Genomic DNA, 21,604 nt, shown 5'->3' with positions numbered 1-21,604 from the left:
ACGACCAATCTCCTTGAGCCATAGCTTAGCAAGTTCAAGGCCAGTAGAAGCCCTAGGTTTGAACGCGATGCGAGGGCCTTTGGTGTTTCGGACCCGCCTTCACGATTTCAGGGCATGCGGTGGCGCCAGTAACGCAGGTCGAGCGCGCGTTCACAGCTCACCTCGGCCGGCGTCGCGCTTGCCCAATGGGCGGCACCGCAGCGCGGGCTGTCGATCACCCGCACGCCGCGCTCGACGTAGCGCGCCACCACCTCGGGCGCCGGGTGGCCGAAGCGGCTGCGGTAGCCGGCCTGGACCAGCGCGATGCGCGGGCGCACGGTGTCGAGCAATGCCTCGCTCGACGAAGTCTTGCTGCCGTGGTGAGGCACCAGCAGCACATCGGCCTGCAGCCCCGGCGTGCGCGCCACCAGCGCGGCCTCCTGCAGCCGCTCGATGTCGCCGGCCAGCAGCGCCGTGGCGCGGCCATTGCCGATGCGCAGCACGCACGACACGGCATTGGGCCGCGTGAAGCTACGGTAGTCGCTGTCATAGGGAAACAGCAGCTCGAAATCGACGCCATCCCAGGTCCAGCGCTGGCCGGCCTCGCATCGGCGCGCGGGGCGCAGCGCCTGCAGCGGATGCCCGGCCTCGATAGAGCTCAGCAGCGCGGCTTGCGGCTGCATGGCGAGCACGGCGGGCGCACCGCCCGTGTGGTCGATGTCGCGGTGACTCAGCAGGAGCATGTCGAGCCGTTCGCCCCGCGCGCGCAGCAAAGGCACGAGCACGCGGTGGCCCGCATCGCTGTCGAGCCCGTAGCGCGGGCCGGCGTCGTACAGCAGGCTGTGCGTGGCGGTGCGCACGAGCACCGCGTTGCCCTGCCCGATGTCGGCGGCGAGCAGGTCGAACTCGCCTGCGGCGGGCCGCGCCGGCTGCCACAGCAGCACCGGCAACAGCAGCGGCAGGCCGAGGGCGCGCATCGACCACGGCAGGCGCATCGCCAGCAGCACACCGCCCGCCACACCCCCTGCGGCCAGCCACGGCGGTGGCGCGGCCATCGACAGCGTGGCGAACGGCAGGCCGGCGAACGCCTGCAGCAGCAAGGCGAACAACTTCACCGCGCCGGCCGCCACGTCCCACAGCGGCGGCACCACCACGCCGAGCATCGCCAGCGGCGTGATCACCAGCGTCACCCACGGGATTGCGATCGCATTGGCCACGAGCCCGACGGCCGACACCTGCTGGAACAGCAGCAGGCTCAGCGGCGCGAGCGCCAGTGTGATGGTCCATTGCTCGCGGAAGAAGCGACGCAGCCGCGTGAGCGCCCCCATCTTGCCCTCGCCCGGCACGGCCGTCGCAGAGGCGAACAGCACCGCCACCGCCACGAAGCTGAGCCAGAAGCCGGCCTGCAGCAGCGCCCACGGGTCGGCCGCCACCACGACCGCGGCCGTGAGCAGCCAGACATGCGGCCACGGCCAGCGCCGACCGGTGAGGCGCAGCAGCGCCACGGCCGCGAGCATCCAGACCGTGCGCTGCGAGGGCACGCCCCAACCGCTGAAGAGCGCATAGAGCGCGGCCAGCAGCACACCGCCCGCGAGTGCGGCCTGCTGCGCAGGCAGCCACAGCATGAGCCGGCTACTGCGTCGCCAGAGCGCACCGACGACATGCGCCGCGAACCACGCGAACAAGGTGATGTGCAGGCCCGAGATCGACATCAGGTGCGCCACGCCAGTGGCGCGGAACACGTCCCAGTCGGCGCGGTCGATGGCGCCCTGGTCGCCTGTGACCAGCGCGGCGATCACGCCGGCCTGCCGCCGGTCGTCCACGCGGGTGAAGACGTCATCGCGCACGGCCTCACGTGCCCGCTCGATCGGGTGCAGCCACGTGACGCCCAGCAGCTGCGGCGCGGGTTCGCGTGCGCCGACGCGCACATGGCCCTGGGCATGCACGCCCTGCTCCCACGCCCAGAGTTCGCTGTCGAAACCGTGCGGGTTGAGATTGCCGTGTGGCGCGCGCAGGCGCACGGTCAGTTGCCAGCGCTGGCCGGCGTGCACTTCGCCCACCGTGCGCGCGGTGGACGCGCGCCGCTCGACGGGCTGCTCCCACACGCCGCTGTGCTCGCCGTACCAGGCGAGCGCGATGCGTGAGGGCACCGTCGGTGGCGCAGCTCCGTGTGAGGCCTCGGCCCATTGCGCCGTCTCCACATCGAAACGGAAGCGTGTTCCGATCTCGCTGTGCTGCGGCATCTGCGAGACCACGCCCGTAAGCCGCAGGTCGCGCCCTTCGAGCTGCGGGCTCAGCGCGCCATTCGCATAGGCCGTCGCGCGCCATCCGGCCAGGCCCGCACCGGCCATCGTGCCGCAGGCCAGCGACAGCATCAGCACGATCAGCCGACGCCCACGCCACCGCCACAAGAGCCATCCACCGCCGAGCCCCACGAGCAGCAACGCGGCGTAAACGCCTGCGTGCCACAGCTGCGGCTGGCGCAGCTGCAAGGCCGCGCCGAGCAGCGTGCCGCCGAGCGCAGCAAAGGCCCCCGCCCCACCCGCGACCGCGCCGGACGCACGCCGCGACCGATCTCCAGACACCTCTGAAACCATGATGCAAACCCTCCCCCAATCCACGCTCGATGGCGCGTTAATTGCTTGGCAACTGGGCTAGTATGCGTCTCACCAGAGACATCTTTTCGATGCAACCTCGCTGCACTGCACGCCCCTACGCATGTCCATTCACGCCGCACTCCACCACGTCACCCACTACACATACGACCGCCTGGTGCAGTTGGGCCCGCAAGTCGTGCGACTGCGCCCCGCGCCCCATTGCCGCAGCAATGTGATCTCGTATTCGCTGCGGGTCGAACCGGCCGAGCACTTCGTCAACTGGATGCAGGACCCGTTCGCCAACTACCAGGCGCGGCTCGTGTTCCCCGAGAAAACGCGCGAGTTCAAGGTCACGGTCGACCTCGTGGTCGAGATGGCGGTCTACAACCCTTTCGACTTCTTTCTCGAGCCGCAGGCCGAGAACTTCCCGTTCAAGTACACGGCCTCGCAGGCCGAAGAGCTGGCGCCCTACCTCGTGGCCGACCCGGTCACGCCGCTGCTGGAGGCCTACCTCGACAAGGTCGATCGCAAGGAGCAGCGCACCATCGACTTCCTGGTCGGCCTGAACCAGCAGGTGCAGCAGGACGTCAACTACCTCATCCGCATGGAGCCCGGCGTGCAGACGCCGGAAGAAACGCTCACCAACGGCAGCGGCTCGTGCCGCGACTCGGGCTGGCTGCTGGTGCAGCTGCTGCGCCACATGGGCTTGGCCGCGCGCTTCGTCTCGGGCTACCTGATCCAGCTCACGCCCGACGTGAAGGCGCTCGACGGTCCGAGCGGCACCACGGTCGACTTCACCGACCTGCACGCGTGGTGCGAGGTGTTCCTGCCGGGCGCCGGCTGGATCGGCCTGGACGCCACCTCGGGCCTCATGGCCGGCGAAGGCCACATTCCGCTGGCCTGCACGCCCTCGCCGTCGAGCGCCGCGCCCATCGAGGGCGGCGTCGACGAATCTGAGGTCGAGTTCAGCCACGAGATGAAGGTCACGCGCATCTACGAATCGCCGCGCGTCACCAAGCCCTACACCGAAGAGCAATGGGCCGAAGTGCTCGCGCTCGGCGACGCGGTCGATGCGCGCCTCGTGGCCGGCGACGTGCGCCTCACGATGGGCGGCGAGCCCACCTACGTGGCCACCAGCGACCGCGACGCGCCCGAATGGAACACCGACGCGCTCGGCCCCACCAAGCGCGGCTACGCCACCGAGCTCGTGCACAAGCTGCGCGCCGAGTACGGCCAGGGCGGCTTCCTGCATTTCGGCCAGGGCAAGTGGTACCCGGGCGAGCAGCTGCCGCGCTGGGCGCTGTCGATCTTCTGGCGCGCCGACGGCCAGACGCTGTGGCACGACCCCGAGCTGTTCGCCGACGAGCGCGTACCCACGCACTACACGAGCGAAGACGCGCGCCGCTTCACCACCGTGCTGGCGCACAAGCTGGGCCTCACCGAGCGCTACATGCAGCCCGGCTACGAAGACACCTACTACTACCTCTGGCGCGAACGCCGTCTGCCGGTGAACGTCGACCCCTTCGACTCCAAGCTCGACGACGAACTCGAACGCGTGCGCCTGCGTCGCGTCTTCACGCAGAAGCTCGACGCGGTCATCGGCTACATGCTGCCCATCGAACCCGGCAACGCGAACAGCGACACACCCGCCCTCGCCGGCCCCGGCTGGAAGACCGGCCCCTGGTTCCTGCGCGACGACCGCCTGTTCCTGATTCCGGGCGACTCGCCCATGGGCTACCGCCTGCCGCTCGACTCGCAGCCGTGGGCCAGCAAGGGCGACTACCCGTACCTCATCGAGCGCGACCCGACCGCGCCGCGCGGCGCCTTGCCGAGCGCGTCCGACTACCGCGCGCGCTATGCCACTGCCACGACGGCGGCCGGCGCCGAGCTGGGCGACGTGCCCTACACCTTCGGCACACCGCCCGTGGTGGCCGCGTCGCTGCGCATGCAGAGCCCGGGCGATGCGGCACAAGGCGATGCAGCAGCAGCAACGGCCGCTGATGCCCCGAGTGCCTCCGCCACACCCGCCACGCGCCAACCATTGCGCGGCGAATCGGCCCACTGGGTCACGCGCACCGCGCTGTGCGTCGAGGTGCGCGACCCGCGCCGCGCCAACGGCCCCGCGGCCGAGAAGAAGGGCAGCGCCTCGGGCGTGCTCTACGTCTTCATGCCGCCGCTCGCGCGCCTGGAGGACTACCTCGACCTCGTCGCTGCCATCGAAGCCACCGCGAAACAGCTCGGCGTGCGCATCGTGATGGAAGGCTATCCGCCGCCGCGCGATCCGCGCCTGAAGATGCTGGCCGTGACGCCCGACCCGGGCGTGATCGAAGTCAACATCCACCCGGCCCACAACTGGAAGGAACTGGTCGACCACACCGAGTTTCTCTACAACGCCGCGTTCGAAACGCGCCTGTCGGCCGAGAAATTCATGACCGACGGCCGCCACACCGGCACCGGCGGCGGCAACCACTTCGTGATGGGCGGCGCCACGCCCGCCGACAGCCCTTTCCTGCGCCGGCCCGAGCTGCTGGCCAGCCTGCTGCTGTACTGGCACAACCACCCGTCGCTGAGCTACCTGTTCTCGGGCATGTTCATCGGCCCGACGAGCCAGGCGCCGCGCGTCGACGAGGCGCGCAACGACCAGGTCTACGAACTCGAAATTGCGCTGAAAGAAATCGCCAAGAACCGCGAGATCTACGGCCAGAACATGCCCGCATGGCTGGTCGACCGCACGCTGCGCAACATCCTGATCGACGTGTCGGGCAACACGCACCGCAGCGAGTTCTGCATCGACAAGCTCTACTCGCCCGACTCCAGCACCGGCCGCCTCGGCCTGCTGGAACTGCGCGCGTTCGAAATGCCGCCGCATGCCCGCATGAGCATCGCGCAGCAACTGCTCATTCGCGCCCTCGTGGCGCGCTTCTGGGACGCGCCCTACGAGGCGCCCGTCACCCGCTGGGGCACCGAGCTGCACGACCGCTTCCTGCTGCCGACCTTCGTCAAGATGGACTTCGACGACGTCATCAGCGAGATGCGCCAGGCCGGCTTTGCCTTCGATGCCGACTGGTTCGCGCCGCACTTCGAGTTCCGCTTCCCGCTCGTGGGCCAGATGCAATCGATGGGCGTGGAGCTGTCGCTGCGCAACGCGCTCGAACCGTGGCATGTGATGGGCGAGGAAGGCTCGGCCGGCGGCACGGTGCGCTATGTCGATTCGTCGCTGGAGCGCATCGAGGTGCGCGTGACCGGCCTGAACGAAAGCCGCCACGTCGTCACCGTCAACGGCAAGGTGCTGCCGCTGCAGCCCACGGGCGTCACCGGCGAGTTCGTGGCCGGCGTGCGCTACAAGGCCTGGAACCCGCCTTCGGCGCTGCACCCGAGCATCCCGGCCCACGCACCGCTGACCTTCGACCTCGTCGACACCTGGATGAAGCGCTCGTTGGGCGGCTGCCAGTACTTCGTCGCCCACCCGGGCGGGCTCAACTACGACTCCTTCCCGGTCAACGCCTACGAAGCCGAAAGCCGTCGCCACTCGCGCTTCACACGCATGGGCCACACGCCGGGCCTGCTGCGCACGCCGCCGGCCACGATCGACCTGCCGGGCAGCCGGGAGTTTCCGTTCACGCTGGACCTGCGGCGCTGATTGAAGATTGAAGTGGACTCTGGTCGCACGCAGCGCTCATTTCTTGCTGCGCGCGTTCAGGGTCTTCTTCTTTTCGGAGTTCAACGTCGCCACACCTTGCTCGGTGAACACGTAGAGCGCCCTTCATCGGCCGCCGCGGCCGATGTTTGTGGTCACAGTTTGTGACCACAAAGCCTCCCACTCCTACGCCGAGAGTTGAGACATGAAGGCGGCTGGGAAGCACATGGACCTTCAACGCCTTCATTTCGCCTCGCCGGACCGCTCGCAGGGCCCCGGTGACGGTGATGTGACAATCTCCCCCCTGTGGAACCCCTGAACGAATCCCTGTTCGACGCCCAGGCCCCGGAGCATCCGGCGGCGCTGGCGTCTTCGCTCGCGCCGGCGGCCCTGCCCGGGCATTTCGACGAATTGCGGGGAGAGGCGACGCCTGCGGTGCCCTCGCGGCCCCTGCCGGGCGCGGCCCCGGCGCCCGCCGCGGCACCGCTGCTGTACGACGCCGCCGCGGAACGACCGGCTCCGTCGCAATCGCAATCGCAGTCGTCCTCCCAGTCACAGTCGCAAGGACAGGAGTCCTCCCCTTCCAGCGACCAGCCCCCCCTCACCCCCGCCTGGAACGCCTTCTTCGAACAGCTCGGCCCCGGCGGCTTCAACGACCTGCCGCGGCGTGCGGTCAGCCTCGAGCGGCAGATCCGTGACAACGGCGTCACCTATAACGTGTACGCCGACGCCAACGGACCGCAGCGGCCGTGGTCGCTCGACCTGTTCCCGTTGATCGTCTCGCCCGAGAGCTGGGCGCAGATCGAGGACGGCGTACAGCAGCGCGTGCGCGTGCTCGACCGCGTGATGGCCGACGCCTACGGCCCGCAGCAGTTGCTCGCCGAAGGCCTGCTGCCGCCGGCGCTGGTGCGCGGCCACCCGGGCTACCTGCGCGCGCTGCATGGCGTGAAGCCGGCGGGCGACACCTGGCTGCACATCGCCGCCTTCGACCTCGCACGCGGCCCCGACGGCAACTGGTGGGTGGTCTCGCAGCGCACGCAGGCGCCTTCAGGCCTGGGCTACCTGCTGGAGAACCGCCTGGCGATCACGCGGCAGTTTCCGCAGGCCTTCGAGGCGCTGCACGTGCAGCGGCTGGCCGCCACCTACAGCGCCATGATGGAAGGCCTGCAGCGCATGTGCCCCTCGGGCTCGCCGCCGCACATCGCGCTGCTCACGCCCGGCCCGTACAACGAGACCTACTTCGAGCACGCCTACCTGGCGCGCTACCTCGGCCTGACGCTGGTCGAGGGCAGCGACCTCACGGTGCGCGACCAGCGCGTGTACCTGAAAACGCTGCAGGGCCTGCGCCCGGTGCACGGCCTCATCAAGCGGCTCGACGACCAGTTCCTCGACCCGCTGGAGCTGCGCCCCGACTCCACGCTCGGGGTGCCGGGCCTGCTGCAGGCGATACGCGCGGGCAACCTGCTGGTGGCCAACATGCCGGGCTCGGCCTTTCTTGAGTCGCCCGCGCTGCTCGGCTTCTTGCCGGGGCTGGCGCTGCGGCTCATCGGCGAGAAGCTCAAGCTGCCGGCGCTGCCGACCTGGTGGTGCGGCGAACGCGCCTCGCTCGAGGCCGTGCTGCCGCAGCTCGGCGAGAGCGCCATCAAGCCGACCTACCCCGGCTTCGAGGGACGCTCCAGCTTCGACGCCGTGTTCGGCAGCCAGCTCAGCCGCCGCGAAATCGATGAATGGGCCGGCCGCATCGTGCGCGAGGGCGACGTCCACACGGTGCAGGGCTACCTGCCGCTGTCGCAGATGCCGACCTGGGCCAGCGACCTCGGCCCCGGCCACATCGCGCCGCGCGCGCTGATGCTGCGCGTGTTCGCAGTGAGCGACGGCCCGCAGTCGTGGCGCGTGCTGCCCGGCGGGCTGGCGCGCCTCGCGGGACCCGACGCACAGATCGCTTCGATGCAGCGCGGCGGCAGCAGTGCCGACGTCTGGGTGCAGACGCACGGCGAGGTCGACCGCACCACGCTGCTGCAACCGCACGCCACGCCGGCTTCGCTCGCGCGGCACCGCGCGCCGGTCACCAGCCGCGCGGCCGAGAACATGTTCTGGCTCGGCCGCTACACCGAGCGCGCCGAGAACGCGGTGCGGCTGGCGCGGCTTACGCTCAATCTGCTGGGCAGCGAAGACCTGTCGTCGCGCCCGCTGCTCGAATGGCTGCACCGCATGGCGGTGCGCAATGCGCTCGTGCCGGCCGAGGCGCCGAGCGCACCGCAATCGCGCCGCGTCTTCGAGCGCGCACTCATCGCCGAGCTGGGCGATGTCGACCACGGCGGCAGCGTGGGCTACAGCCTGCGCAGCATCCGGCAGGCCGCGGCGGCCGTGCGCGAACGGCTGTCGCAGGACAACTGGAACCAGATCGTGCGCGCCGAAAGCGACTTCCTGCGGCGCGCGGCCGAGCAGGCCGGCGAAGGCAGCTTTGCGGCCGGCGCCGCCCTGCGCGCGCTCGAATCCGCCAGCACCGCATTGGCCGCCATGACCGGCGCGCAGACCGACCGCATGACGCGCGACGACGCCTGGCGGCTGCTGTCGATCGGCCGCCACATCGAACGGCTGGCCTTTTTGTCGAGCGCGCTCGAGGCCGGCTTTGCCAACGGCGCCGTGCACGAGGTGAGCGGCTTCGAGGCCATGGTGGCGCTGTTCGACAGCACCATCACCTTCCACGCGCGCTACCAGCAGCGCCGCGACGTCGCCACGCTGGTCGACCTGCTGGTGCTCGATGCCGAGAACCCGCGCTCGCTGGCCTGGGTCACGCAGACGCTGCGCGGGCGCATCGCGCGGCTCGCGGGCAGCGCGCCGGGCAAGCTCACGGCCCTGTCGTACGAGCTGCCCGACCCCGCCACCTGGACGCTCGAACACCTGTGCGCAGCCGGCCCCGGCGCCGACTACCCCGCGCTGGTGCAGCTGCTCGCCACCTGCGAGACCGCGGCGTACCACGTCTCGGACGCCATCGGCACGCGGTACTTCACGCTCACGTCGGAATCGCTGCGTTCCGTCGGGGCCTGATCTCATAACTAGACAACGATATTTCGAAGGAGGCATTTCCATGCCATGCATCGCCCTCAACCGCCGTCTCACACTGACCGCCGCCAGCCTGCTGGTCGGCCTTGCACTCGCCGGTTGCGGCAAGCAGGAACCCGCCGCGCCCTCGGCCGCTTCCACGCCGCCGCCCGCTGCCGCACCGCGCGTGCTGGTCGTCGGCACCGACGCGGCCTACACGCCCTTCGAATCGCAGAACGAAAAGGGCGAGGTCGTGGGCTTCGACATCGACGTGGTGAAGGCCGTCGCGCAGAAGGCCGGCATCGAGGTGAAGTTCGTCAACACGCCGTGGGAAGGCATCTTCAACACGCTCGACCTGGGCGACCGCGACCTGCTGGTGTCGGCCATCACGATCACGCCCGAGCGCCGCCAGACGATGGACTTCTCGCAGCCCTACTTCGAGGCCCGCCAGCTCATCGCCGTGAAAAGCGATTCGACCGTCACGAAGTTCGACGACATCAAGAAGCTCAAGGTCGGCGTGCAGAACGGCACCACCGGCGACGAGGTGGTGGGCAAGCTGCTCGGCAAGTCGAGCACCGACATCAAGCGCTTCGAGTCGACGCCGCTGGCGCTCAAGGAACTCGAAGCCGGCGGCGTGCAGGCCGTGGTGGCCGACAACGGCGTGGTCGCGCACTACCTGGCCAACAACCCGGGCGGCGGCTTCAAGACCGTGAGCGACGCCGGCTTCTCGGCCGAGCAGTACGGCATCGCCGTGAAGAAGGGCAACGCCGAGCTGCTCGCGAAGATCGACAAGGGCCTGGCCGACATCAAGGCCGACGGCACCTACGCCAAGATCTACGCCGCGCACTTCGGCGCCGAGTCCAAGTAAACAGCGAGCCGCGCGATGCTGCTGCACGTCACCCACGAAACGCGCTACGCGTACGCGCCGGCGGTCGAGACGGCGCAGCACCTGGCGCACCTGCGCCCCCTGGCCACCGCGTCGCAGGAACTCGTGAGCCACGAGCTCACGATCGACCCCGCACCCGCGCAGCACACCGAAGTGCCCGACCTGTACGGCAACACGCGCGCCTTCTTTGCACTCGAGGCCACGCACGACCACCTCATCGTCACGGCCGAGAGCGTCGTGAAAACCTCGGAGCCCGTGCTCTCGCCCGCCGTGGCGCGCGAGCTGCCCTGGGAGACCGTGCGCGAGCGCTTCCGCTTTCGCAAGGACGCACCGTTCGACCCCGCCTCGGAGTTCGTGTTTCCCTCGCCGTACGTGCCACGCCACGACGACTTCGTGGCCTACGCGCGCGCCAGCTTCGTGCCCGAGCGTCCCACCTTCGACGTGGCGATGGACCTCACCGAGCGCATGTACCGCGACTTCGCCTACGACGCCGACAGCACCGAGATCAACACCCCCGCCGTCGAAGCCTTGGCGCAGCGCAAGGGCGTGTGCCAGGACTTCGCGCACATCCTCATCGCGTGCTTTCGCGCCATGGGCCTGCCGGCGCGCTACGTGAGCGGCTACCTGCTCACGCAGCCCCCGCCGGGCCAGCCGCGCCTGGTCGGCGCCGACGCCTCGCATGCGTGGGTGTCGGTGTATTTGCCCGGCGAGGGCGAAGGCCCCGAGAGCATGGGTGGCTGGGCCGACTTCGACCCCACCAACGGCCGCCAGCCCGGCGAGGACTACGTCACGCTCGCCATCGGGCGCGACTACTCCGACGTCTCGCCGATGCGCGGCGTACTGCATGGCGGTGCGCGCCACACGCTGCATGTCGGCGTGACCGTGCAACCCGTGGGGGAAGTGATCGCGTTGCCGCAGTCGCCGGCGCAAACGCAGACACAATCACATCTGTCACCGTTATCCCCAGATCAGGAGTCTCCATGAGCGTTTACGACAAGCTTTCCAGCCTCGGTATCACCCTGCCCCCGGTCGCCGTCCCCGCGGCCGCCTACCTGCCCTTCGTGCAGACCGGCAACCTCGTGTTCCTCTCGGGCCACATCGCCAAGAAGGACGGCAAGCCGTGGGTGGGCCAGCTCGGCGCCAACATCACCACCGAAGAAGGCAAGCTGGCCGCACGCGCCATCGCCATCGACCTGCTCGGCACGCTGCACGCCGCCGTGGGCGACCTCAACAAGATCAAGCGCATCGTCAAGCTGATGAGCCTCGTGAACTCGGTCGGCACCTTCACCGAACAGCACCTCGTGACCAACGGCGCGAGCGAGTTCTTCGCCGAAGTGTTCGGCGCCGAAAAGGGCGCGCATGCACGCAGCGCCTTCGGCGTGGCACAGGTCCCGATGGGCGCCTGCGTCGAGATCGACCTGATCGCCGAGATCAGCTGATCCTTCCTTCGGGCGGCGCCGTTCCTGGTGAACAGGCCGTCCGCCGCTGCCAGCCATTGGCAGCGTCACCGGACGCGGGCGCACCCCAAGGTCGCCGCCCCTCCGGCCCCCGATATCCCCCTGCGCTCACGCCGAAGCATCCGCTTCATGGCCTCGTGCGTCGCGCGCGGCAATCGGACATTTCCGGCCGACGCTACGGGGAACCCTGCTGCTCGCAAACCCTCGGGCGCGGGGTGCCCGGCGCAGGCCGCGTCCTATCATGCAGCGCGCCACCGCCCACGCCATGACCGACCCCGCACCCGAGCGCCAGCCGGACATTCCCTTCGACGCCATCGTCGAACAGATGGTTGCGGGCATCTACGTGATCCAGGACGACCGCTTCGTGTACTGCAACGCGACCTGGGCCGGCATTGCGGGCTACACGGCCGAAGAAGCGACCGGCATGTCGCTCGCGCAGATCGTGCCGCCCGACTTCCTCGAGGTGGTGCGCTCGCGCATCAGCGCCCGGCTGGCGGGGCTGCCGCCGAGCATGCACTTCATCACGCGCGGCCTGCACCGCGACGGCCGCGTGCGCTTTGTCGAAGTGCACGGCTCGCGCATCACCTACCGCGGCCGCCCGGCCGTGATGGGCGTGGGCGTCGACGTGACCGACCGCGTGCGCCACGAGGAAGAACGCCAGCGCTCGCGCGAGCAGCTGCAGGCCCTGGCCGCCTACACCGCCAACAAGCTTGAGGAGCAACGGCTGGCGCTGTCGCGCGACGTGCACGACGTGCTCGGCGGCATGCTGACCTCGATCAAGATGGACGCCACGCGCATCCAGCGCCGCGCCGACAACCCCGAGGTGCAGGCGCTCACGCAGGGCCTGATCGCGCTCACGCAGCAGGCCATCGACACGGTCAAGCAGATCTCCGAGGCGCTGCGCCCCAGCGCGCTCGACCACCTCGATCTGTCGGTGGCGCTCGCGAACGAACTGCAGGCTTTCACGCGGCGCTCGGGCGTGCCGCATTCGCTGGACGCCGACGCACCCGCGCTGCGGCTCGCGCCCAGGCACGCGACAGCGGTCTATCGCATCTTCCAGGAAGGCCTGACCAATATCTCGCGCCACTCCAAAGCACAGCACGTCGATGTGCGCTTGCGCGTGGAAGCCGAGCGCCTGCAACTCGTGCTGCACGACGACGGCCGCGGCTTCGACACCGACGCGCCCGAGGGCAGCGCGCTCGGCCTCTTGAGCATGCGCGAGCGCGCACGCGAGATCGGCGGCGAGCTGCACATCCGCTCGGCGCCCGGCGCGGGCACACGGCTCGCACTGAGCGTGCCGCTGCACCCGGAGAGCGGCACCGCATGATCGACATCCTGATGGTCGACGACCACACGATCTTCCGCTCGGGCCTGCAGCGCCTGCTGCTCGACGAGACCGACCTGCGCACCACGGCCGAGGCCGGCAACGGCGCCGAGGCGCTCGAGCTCGTGCGTCAGCGCCGCTTCGACGTGGTGCTGCTCGACATCAACATGGAGGGCCGCAACGGCCTGGAAGTGCTGGCCTCGATGCGCGCGGCGCAGCCCGCGCTGCCGGTGCTCATGCTGTCGATGTACGCCGAGGAACAGTACGCGCTGGTCGCCATCCAGGCCGGCGCACGCGGCTACATCGCGAAAGATGCAGAGCCCGCCGAGCTGGTGCGCGCGATCCGCTGCGTGGCGGCCGGCGGCCAGTACCTCAGCGCGCGCGCCGCCTCGCAGGTGAGCGGCCAGCTCGAAGGCCGCGACGACCGCCCCGCGCACCAGCGGCTCACGGTGCGCGAGCACCAGATCATGTTGATGATGCTCAAGGGCATCTCGCTCACGGCCATCGGCGACGAGATGCTCATCAGCGTGAAGACCGTGAGCACGCACCGCAGCAACATCCTCGACAAGCTGGGCGTGGCCAGCACGGCGGAGCTGGTGCTCTATGCCGTGCGGCACGGGATCATCCAGTAGGCGTTGCAGGTTTTTTCACGGCGTGCGCACCTTCCGCGCCGCACGAAACCGGCGCGATCCCTTCGCGAGACACCGCAGAACCGGCTTTGCCGGGCTGCAGGTGTCGCCCCCGGTAGGGGGTTGGAGAAGCGACACGAAGTGCGCGAAGCCTGGGGGCGAGCTCTACCGGGTACCGTTGCGCAGCGGATCGACCGAATCGGGCAGCGCATTGAAATCGATCTGCTGGAACAGGAACTCGCGTTGCTGCGGCGACAGCAGCGAGTAACGCGGCCAGAAGAACAGGTAGTCGTCGGCCGACATGCGCGGCTGGTTGTCGAAGACCATCCGCTTGCTGCACAGCAGGCACACGAAGTTGGTCCAGTTGTTCCAGGTCGTCTGGCCGTCGAACATGCGGCTCGGTGCGCCGTAGCGGGCAAAGCTCGCCGTGTGGCCGATGAACTTGTCCGACAGCGCCTTGCGGCTGCTCGCGTTCGCGCTGCTCCACGCAAAGCGCATGAAGTTCGGCTCGTCGGTCACGAAGTTGCCGAACAGCGCGGCCACGTCGATGCCGTGGAATGCGCCGAAGGTGTCCTTCCAGGGTTGCGGCGTGTCGTCCCAGTTGTAGTTGTAGCGGTAGATGTCGCCGTTCTGCAGGCGCAGCACGCGGATCACGTTGTCGATCACGTTGTCCAGCGCGTAGCTGATCACTTCATGCGTCTGCGTGTAGATCGGCTGGAACTCAGGCTTGATCAGCTGGTTGAAAGTGACGCTGCCGGGCGCCGCGTAGTTGCTCAGGTTCCAGAGCTCCTGCTGCGAAGGCTGGCCCATGCCGAACAGGAAGGCGAAGTACGAGCCCTCGTCATGCGTGGAGCCGATCATCAGCGGCATCTTGTTGTAGTTGCCCGCAATCAGCCCGGGCAGGCCGCTCGCGCGGATCACGGTGCCGTCGGTGAAGTGGCCGGGCACCACGGGGCTGGGCGTGAACTTCATGATCTGCGCCGCGCTCGCGCCGCGCAGCAGCGCGGCGATGTCGGACTGGCTCATCGTAAGGCGCTGCGCCGCGGCCTGCAGCGCGGTGGAAGCGCGACCGCTGTCGACCAGCAGGCTGTCGATCAGCGAGTCGGCCGCCAGCGTGCCCACCACCGGCGGGTAGGCGTTGGGCACGCCCGACATGCACACCGCACGATGGAACTTGCCATCGGCCAGCGGCGACTGCAGCAGGCCCCAGGTGTTGATGCAGCCGGCCGACTGGCCCGCCACCGTCACCAGCCCCGGGTTGCCGCCGAACGCGCGCGCGTTGGCCTTCACCCAGTCGAGCGCGCGCACGAGGTCGAGCGTGGTGAAGTTGCCCGAGTCGTCCAGCGCGTTGCCGGTTTTCATCGCCGGGTGGTTCAGCCAGCCCAGCATGCCCATGCGGTACTGCACGGTGACCACCACCATGTTGGCCTTCTGCGCCAGGTAGGCCCCGTCGTAGGCCGGCTCGCGCGCCGAGCCCTTCGTGTTGCTGCCGCCGTGGATCCAGAAGAACACCGGCAGGTTCTCGGCGCTGGAGTTCGGGCGCCACACGTTCAGGTACAGGCAGTCTTCCGTGCCCACGGGCTGGCCGAAGGTGGCCGGATCGGGCTCGCCGAAGGGGTTGCCGACCTGCGCGCACATGCCGGCCAGCGTGGTCGCGGCGCGCGCGCCGCTCCACGGTTGCGGCGGCTGCGGGGCGCGCCAGCGCAGGCTGCCGACCGGCGGCTGCGCGAAGGGAATGCCCAGGAAGGCGTGCGTGTTGTTGGCGGCAACCTTGCCGTAGATCTGGCCGGCGTCGAGCGCGCGCGTGAGGCTCTGGTTGTAGGCGGCCAGCGCGGGCGCTGCGAGCACGGCGAGCGCCCACAGGACCGTGGTGCGAAGCAGCAGGCGAAAGAGGCCTGCGAAAGAGCGAGGGCAATGCATGGCGGTTGTCTCCTGGAGGTGGATGCGACCGGCTCTGACGACCGGGGTCATGCATCGATTCTCGTGAGCGCCCTGCGCCGCCGCCTCGGTGTCATCGGAGGGCCGCAGCAAGAATCCGCCGATTGACATCCAGCCCGCAAAGGGCCATGCAAGCGGCTCGGGCTACTTGCGCTTCCAGCTCGCGACGGTGATGAACACGCCGGTTTCCTTCGCGTCGCGCAGGCGCACGCTGTAGCGGCCCGCGCCGTCGGTGCCGTTGAAGACGACCTCGCGGCCCTCTTCGTCCAGCGTCGCGCCCTTCGCGAGTTCGCGGTAGGTGTCGACCAGCTTGGCGATCGGCTCGTAGCTGCGCAGCGTGACCTCGGCGTCGGGCAACTGCGCCTCGGGGCGCTGCGAGCGCTCGTAGGCCGTGCGCATCGGCAGGCCGGCCAGGCCCTTGGGCAGCACGATCTTGCCGGCGCTGGCCGAGCTGTTCACCTCGGCCGTCTGCACGAGCATCGGATGCAGCGACGCGGGGAAGCCCGGCGGCAACTGCGCGACGCGCCAGCCCGGCACGTTCGGCTGGCCGGTGATGTACTCGACGCGCGCGATCTTCTGCGCGGCGGCCACGTCCGCCGGATCGTCGCTCTCGGCCATGGCCGCGAGGTACGAGGGCAGCCGCTTGCTCCAGGCCACCAGCGGCGCGGCATCGGCCTGGCTGGCACCGGCGTGCTGGAAGACCGACAGCACGGTCTGCGGCAAGGGGTTGCACACCTTGGGGTCGTCGCGCTTCGCGGCCGCGCGGCAGTGGCCGTTGACCAGCCCCACCGCTTGCACGCGGCCGTCGGCGTCGATCAGCATCGCCGCGCGCTCTTCGCCGTGGCCGTTGCCGCTGACCGACGCAATGACCTGGCGGCCGTCGGGCCACACGGTGCGCGTGACGTCGAACTTCGAGCGCATGCCTTCGAGCAGCTGCTGCGCGATCAGCGTGTCGGGCTCGGTGTAGCTGCCGCGCGCGTAGCCGACGAGGCCGATCACGGCGCTGCGGATGCGCGTCTGCTCGCTCAGGCGCAGCGCGGGCGGCGGCAGCTCCGTCGTGACGGGGGCGGGCGCGGCAGCGTCTTGTGCGTGGGCGGTGAGCGCGCAGGCGAACACCAGCGACGCCAGCGCCGACTGAATCAAGGTCTTCTTCATTCGGAAATTTCCACTTCGATGTTCGTGATCGCGGGCATGTCGCGCGGGATCGTCGTGCTGACGGAGAAGCTCAGGCCGTTGCGGCTGCCGGCGATGAAGCCGTCGCCGGATTCGATGTCCTTCAGCGGCGGCGACAGCTGCTTGTAGAACGCCAGCACCTGCTCCGGCGTGTCGACGGTCTGCAGGCGCAGCACGCGCTTGGCCTTGGCGTCGCTCAGCGCGTCTTGCGCGGTGCCGTAGATCAGCGCCTTGGGGTACAGCGGCACCTGCGCGGAGAAGGCCTTGTTGGGCCGCACGATCGGGCGCGCCGTGGTGCGCGCGGCGTCCATCGTGACGTACTCGGTGGTGGCGATCTTCTCGCCCACGCCCTCGCCGCCCTGCATGCGGTCGGGAACCTGCTGGCTCCACGCGACCAGCGGTTGCGCCTTGGTGCGGTCGAAGCCGGGGCGCAGGAAGACCGAGAGCACGGCGTGCTGGTCGTCGAGGCAACCGCTCGACGACGAGTCCTTGCCGCAGCTGCGATGCACCAGTGCCGCAGCCAGCACATCGCCGCTGCGGTCGTCGACCAGCACGGCCGCGCGCTCGCCACCGTCGTAGGGCCGGCGATAAGACGAAAGCAGTCGTTGGCCGTCAGGCAGCGCCTGCTGCTTGCGGTCGGGGCGCGAGGCCAGGCCCGAGATCAGCTGCTCGGCCAGCAGGCCTTCGGGCCAGTAGTACGAGCCCGACGCCATGCCCGCGAAGCGCGTCACGGCAAGGTCGAGTGCGGGGGCCTGGGCGTCTTCCTGCGCACGCTCGTGATGCGGCACGAGGACGAGTTGGGGTGTCGCACTTTGTTGTGCGACAGCGCCGAAGGAAGAGAGAAGAAGGAAAGCGAGGAAAGCGGAACGCGGTCGAAAGTGAGGCATGAAAAAAGAAAACGAACGATGCGGCTTGCCCGATGTTTGCAGACAAGTGTGTCGTTTGATTCTAGAAGGCGTTCATTGCGGAAACCCGTGCGCCGGAGCCTCGCGGGACCGCGGCGGACTCGCGGCCAGCGTCAACAGTTCGTCGACCCCCCAGTGGTCGTCCGCGTGCCGGCCGTACCGGGCCGCGACAACGGTTCCTCGCGCGTCGATGAGCAAGTCGGCCGGCAGCCCCGTGATGCCGTTCTCCGCCTTTCTGTAGAAGCGGCCGGTCGCAAGAATCCAGCGCAGGCCGCTCCAGAAGACGCGCGGATGCAGGAACGCCAGCCGCGAGGTTTCCACGCCGAAGCGCCGGTACTGCGCCTTGGTGGGATCGGCCACGCAGTCAAATGGAAGCTGCGCTTGGTACTTGCGCATTTCCTGCGCGGACGAGTGAAAGAGCACGATCTCGCGAATGCCCGCCGCTGCCAGCTCGTCTTGCCTTTGGGCGAAGGTTCGCAGATGAAAGTTGCAGACCGGGCAGCCCGCGAACCGGCGAAACTGCAGGTGGACCCAGCGCGCGCCGGCGTCGGGCAGCTGCACGTGCTTTCCATGGATCGTTTCCAGGGTCGTGGCAGGCACCACATCGCCAGGCGAGAACTTCATCGATGCTCCTTCAGAGGGGTTGCGAAGAGGCCGGACTGCATGCGGGAAGGAGTCCGGAGATTTTTAAGTACACTGTACGTTTATTAATTTGAACGCCTTTCAGAAACGGAGTCAAGCATGGGACGTCCCGCCAAATTCACCCGTGAACAGCTCCAGCAGGCCGCACTGGCGCTGGTCGATGCGGACGGCCTCTCCGGCCTGACCATGCGTGCGCTGGCGAGCCGGCTGGAGACCGGCGCCATGACGCTCTACAACTACGTCTCGCAACGCGAGGAGCTTGAGATGCTGGTGGTCGAGGCGGTGCTGGGCAAGGTGCGCTGGGAGACCGACGGCCACCTGCCCTGGCACGAAGCACTGGAAGACATCGCGATCGCGCTGTGGCGCGTGATCCGCGACCATCCCCATGTGATTCCCCTCATCCTCACGAAGCGCAGCCGCTCGCCCGCGGTGTTCGAGGTGACCGAAGCCTTGCTGCACACGCTGGCCCAAAGCGGCCGCAGCGGCGCCCGCCTGCTCGTGGGTTTCCGTGCGGTGTCCGCGCTCATCATGGGCGCCGCACAAGCCGAACTCGCCGGGCCGCTCACGCTGCAGGCCGACGAATCGCCCGACGACACCATCGCGCGGTTCCAGGCGCTGCCGCCGGACCGGTTCCCGCACCTGATCGAGATCGCGACGGCCGCCACGGCCAGCGATGCGGAGACCGAGTTCCGGGCGAGCCTGTCGCTCCTGATCGACGGCCTGCGCGCGGATGCTGCGCCGCAAGCCTGACGCCGCGAAGGCCAAGGCGAGTGCCCCGATCCGTTCCAGCGCGCAAGAGGCATGGGACTAAAGTCCCATGACGCCTCCCGCCCCACGCGTTACCTTGCGATCGCCATCTTCGGCAACCCCACCCTCCCTGCCCACACACACCGATGAGCGCCACCCCACCCACGACGCCCGCCGACCCCGTCTTCGCCGCGCGCATGGCCGCCTTGCGACGCAACTTCCCGTTCTCGCTGCTCGGCGTGATGCTCACGGCGGGGCTGGTGGTCGTGGCGCTGTGGGGCGCTGTCGCACACGAGCAGTTGCTGGCCTGGGTCGGCGCCAACGCGGCGCTCACGGCGGCGCGCGCGTGGCAGGTGGCGCGCTACCGGCACGCCGAGCACGATGCGGGCGCGCTGCGCCGCTGGCAGCGCGGCGCCATGGTCGGTGCGGTGCTCGGCGGGTTGCTGTGGGGGCTGCCGCTCGCGGGGTGGATGCTGCAGGTCGCTCTGCCGCAGCAGATGTTCATCGTGGTGGCGATGCTCACCATGGGCACGGGCGCGATCTACGCCTACTGCATCGACCTGGGCCTGCTCTACGGCTTCCAGGTGACGTACTTCGTGCCCGCGATTGCCGCGATGGCCACGCTCGACGACGTGCTGCTGCGCGTGATGTCGGCGGCCGGCGTGCTCTACCTGTTCGTCACGCTGGCCTTCGCGCAGCGCATGTACCGCACGCAGGTCGATTCGCTCGAGCTGCGTTTTGAAAACCTCTACCTGCTGCGGCAGCTGCGCCTCGAGAAAGACGCGGCCGAGCGCAGCGATCTGGCCAAGTCGCGCTTCCTCGCGGCCGCCAGCCACGACCTGCGCCAGCCGGTGCATGCGCTGGGCCTGTTCGTAGGCGTGCTGCGCGAGCAGGCGCTGCCGGCGGCGAGCCGGCACCTGGTCGACAGCATCGGCCGCGCCGCCGCCGCGATGGGGCTGCTGTTCGAAGGCCTGCTCAACGTGTCGCGGCTCGACGCGGGCGTGGTGCGCGTGAAGGCGCGGCCGTTTGCGCTGGCGGGCCTGCTCGATCAGATCGTGCTGGAGTTCACGCCGCAGGCAGCGGGCAAGTCGCTGTCGCTGCGCTTGCGCGCGAGCGATGCCGTGGTGCACTCCGACCCCGCGCTGCTCGACCGCGTGCTGCGCAACCTGGTGGAGAACGCGATCCGCTACACGGCGCGCGGCGGCGTGCTCATCGGCTGTCGCCGTGCGGGCACCGACGCGCTGCGCATAGAGGTGTGGGACACCGGTGTCGGCATTCCGCCCACCGAACAGGAGCAGGTGTTCTGGGAGTTCCATCAGCTCGGCAACCCCGAGCGCGACCGCACCAAGGGACTGGGACTGGGCCTGGCCATCGTGCGGCGCACGGCCGCGTTGCTGGGCCATCCGCTGGCGCTGCGCTCGCGCGTCGGCCGGGGCACGGTGTTCTCGGTGACGGTGCCGCTGTCGCGTCAGGCATTGCCCGTGCCTGAGGCATCACCTCCGCCGCTGCCGGCCGACACCGGCCGCCTCGTGCTCGTGGCCGAGGACGACGGGGAAAGCCGCCACGGCCTGCAGCTGCTGCTCGAAAGCTGGGGCCTGCGCGTGATCGCGGCCGAAAGCGGCGACGAGCTGCTGGCGCTCGCCGCGCGTCAGACGGGCAAGCCGGCGCTCATCATCAGCGACTACCGCCTGCGTGCGGGCGAAACCGGCATCGACGTGGTCGACCGCCTGCACGAGGACTACAACGACGACGGCATTCCCGCGCTGATCGTGAGCGGCGACACCGATCCGCGGCGCCTGAGCGACGTGGCGGCGCGCGGCTGGCAGATGCTGCACAAGCCGGTGGACCCGGCGCAGTTGCAGGCGACGGTGTCGCAGTTGATTGCCGGCTAGCGCGGCCGCCCGAGCATCCCCGCGCGCCGCGCCGCGATCACCGCCTGCGTGCGGCTGGTCACGCCGAGCGCGCCGAAGATCGCCGAGATGTGCGCCTTGATCGTCTTCTCGCTGGTGGTCAGGCGCAGCGCGATCTCGGCGTTGCGCAGCCCTTCGCACAAGAGCTGCAGCACCTCGGACTGCCGCCCCGTGAGCGTGCTCAGCGCATCGGTCGGCGTCGACAGCACGGGCAACATGACGGCACCCGCCGGCGAGGCCTGCACCACGTTCTGCTCGCCCGCCATGACGCGGCGCAGCGCGTCCATGAGCTGCTGGCTGTCGGCCGACTTGTGCACGAAGCCCTGCGCGCCGGCGTCGAGCGCGGTGTCGATGTCCTGCGGGTCTTCCGACGCCGACAGCACCAGGATGCGCAGGCCGCTGCGCCGCCGGTGCAGCTCGGCCAGCAGGGCTGCACCGCCGAGGTCGGGCAGGTAGTAGTCGGTCATCACCGCATCGAGCCGGGGCAAGGTGGCGAGTGCTTCGAGCGCTTCGGCGCCGTTGCGGGCCGTGGCGACGGTCATCGAGGGCTCGGCCTCGCGCAGCGCGAGGAACAGGCCCTCGCGGAACATCGCATGGTCGTCGATCAGCAGGATGGTGGCGGGCATGTTCCGATTCTGGCCGCAACCTGCGCCTGGCCCACGGTTTCCCGTGGCCAACAGGGGAAACCCGCTGGGCGCGACCCCGGGGTCGCTGGCCACAATGCCGTGCACGCAT

15 protein-coding genes are annotated in these 21,604 nt (G+C 69.4%); 9 read left to right on the top strand and 6 right to left on the bottom strand.

Annotated features, from left to right (window positions below):
• Positions 1-107: 107 nt before the first annotated feature.
• Positions 108-2,576: a DNA internalization-related competence protein ComEC/Rec2 gene (locus tag RZE79_RS11435; RefSeq protein WP_319360491.1), complete on the bottom strand. Its 2,469-nt coding sequence runs from the start codon at positions 2,574-2,576 to the stop codon at positions 108-110.
• A 121-nt stretch (positions 2,577-2,697) separates the two neighbouring features.
• Here RZE79_RS11435 and RZE79_RS11430 point away from each other — a divergent pair, with 121 nt between their 5' ends.
• The 7 genes from RZE79_RS11430 (at position 2,698) to RZE79_RS11400 (ending at position 13,557) form a co-directional block, all read left to right on the top strand.
• Positions 2,698-6,216 carry a transglutaminase family protein gene (locus tag RZE79_RS11430; RefSeq protein WP_319360490.1) on the top strand — a complete coding sequence of 1,173 codons (3,519 nt, stop codon included), beginning with the start codon at positions 2,698-2,700 and terminating at the stop codon, positions 6,214-6,216.
• A gap of 303 nt (positions 6,217-6,519) precedes the next feature.
• Entirely contained in the window at positions 6,520-9,264 is a 2,745-nt protein-coding gene (locus RZE79_RS11425) for a circularly permuted type 2 ATP-grasp protein (RefSeq protein WP_319360489.1), read from the top strand.
• 40 nt (positions 9,265-9,304) lie between these two features.
• Entirely contained in the window at positions 9,305-10,126 is an 822-nt protein-coding gene (locus tag RZE79_RS11420) for a basic amino acid ABC transporter substrate-binding protein (RefSeq protein WP_319360488.1), read from the top strand.
• 15 nt (positions 10,127-10,141) lie between these two features.
• Complete coding sequence (locus tag RZE79_RS11415) at positions 10,142-11,128, top strand: transglutaminase family protein (RefSeq protein ID WP_319360487.1); 987 nt, start codon at positions 10,142-10,144, stop codon at positions 11,126-11,128.
• Positions 11,125-11,583, top strand: a complete 459-nt coding sequence (locus tag RZE79_RS11410) for a RidA family protein (RefSeq protein WP_101492354.1) — start codon at positions 11,125-11,127, stop codon at positions 11,581-11,583. The genes RZE79_RS11415 and RZE79_RS11410 overlap by 4 nt, the downstream gene beginning before the upstream one ends.
• Before the next feature lie 283 nt (positions 11,584-11,866).
• Positions 11,867-12,928 (top strand): PAS domain S-box protein, encoded by a 1,062-nt coding sequence (locus RZE79_RS11405; protein WP_319360486.1) that lies wholly within the window; start codon positions 11,867-11,869, stop codon positions 12,926-12,928.
• Complete coding sequence (locus RZE79_RS11400) at positions 12,925-13,557, top strand: response regulator transcription factor (protein ID WP_101492351.1); 633 nt, start codon at positions 12,925-12,927, stop codon at positions 13,555-13,557. The genes RZE79_RS11405 and RZE79_RS11400 overlap by 4 nt, the downstream gene beginning before the upstream one ends.
• Before the next feature lie 162 nt (positions 13,558-13,719).
• Here RZE79_RS11400 and RZE79_RS11395 read toward each other — a convergent pair whose 3' ends face one another.
• From RZE79_RS11395 to RZE79_RS11380, 4 genes are all read right to left on the bottom strand, one after another.
• Complete coding sequence (locus RZE79_RS11395; protein WP_319360485.1) at positions 13,720-15,474, bottom strand: carboxylesterase family protein; 1,755 nt, start codon at positions 15,472-15,474, stop codon at positions 13,720-13,722.
• 162 nt (positions 15,475-15,636) lie between these two features.
• On the bottom strand, positions 15,637-16,647 hold the full coding sequence (locus RZE79_RS11390; RefSeq protein WP_319360484.1) for a hypothetical protein: 1,011 nt from the start codon (positions 16,645-16,647) through the stop codon (positions 15,637-15,639).
• The gene (locus RZE79_RS11385; protein WP_319360483.1) at positions 16,644-17,453 is read right to left on the bottom strand and encodes a hypothetical protein; all 810 of its coding nucleotides are present in this window, start codon (positions 17,451-17,453) and stop codon (positions 16,644-16,646) included. The genes RZE79_RS11390 and RZE79_RS11385 overlap by 4 nt, the downstream gene beginning before the upstream one ends.
• 171 nt (positions 17,454-17,624) lie before the next feature.
• Positions 17,625-18,194: a peroxiredoxin-like family protein gene (locus RZE79_RS11380; protein ID WP_319360482.1), complete on the bottom strand. Its 570-nt coding sequence runs from the start codon at positions 18,192-18,194 to the stop codon at positions 17,625-17,627.
• A gap of 117 nt (positions 18,195-18,311) precedes the next feature.
• Between RZE79_RS11380 and RZE79_RS11375 the strand changes: the two genes are divergently transcribed.
• Positions 18,312-18,962, top strand: a complete 651-nt coding sequence (locus RZE79_RS11375; protein WP_319360481.1) for a TetR/AcrR family transcriptional regulator C-terminal domain-containing protein — start codon at positions 18,312-18,314, stop codon at positions 18,960-18,962.
• Between the two features lie 143 nt (positions 18,963-19,105).
• Entirely contained in the window at positions 19,106-20,851 is a 1,746-nt protein-coding gene (locus tag RZE79_RS11370) for a hybrid sensor histidine kinase/response regulator (protein WP_319360480.1), read from the top strand.
• Here RZE79_RS11370 and RZE79_RS11365 read toward each other — a convergent pair.
• A complete protein-coding gene (locus RZE79_RS11365; protein WP_319360479.1) occupies positions 20,848-21,495 on the bottom strand; it encodes a response regulator transcription factor in 648 nt (215 codons plus the stop codon). The two genes, RZE79_RS11370 and RZE79_RS11365, sit on opposite strands and share 4 nt — an antisense overlap.
• Positions 21,496-21,604: the final 109 nt, after the last annotated feature.

This window comes from Variovorax sp. EBFNA2 (assembly GCF_033802765.1).
Lineage (GTDB): Bacteria > Pseudomonadota > Gammaproteobacteria > Burkholderiales > Burkholderiaceae_C > Variovorax > Variovorax paradoxus_H.
The sequence above is the reverse complement of the archived record's forward strand: the minus strand, read 5'-3'. Positions and strand labels throughout refer to the sequence as shown.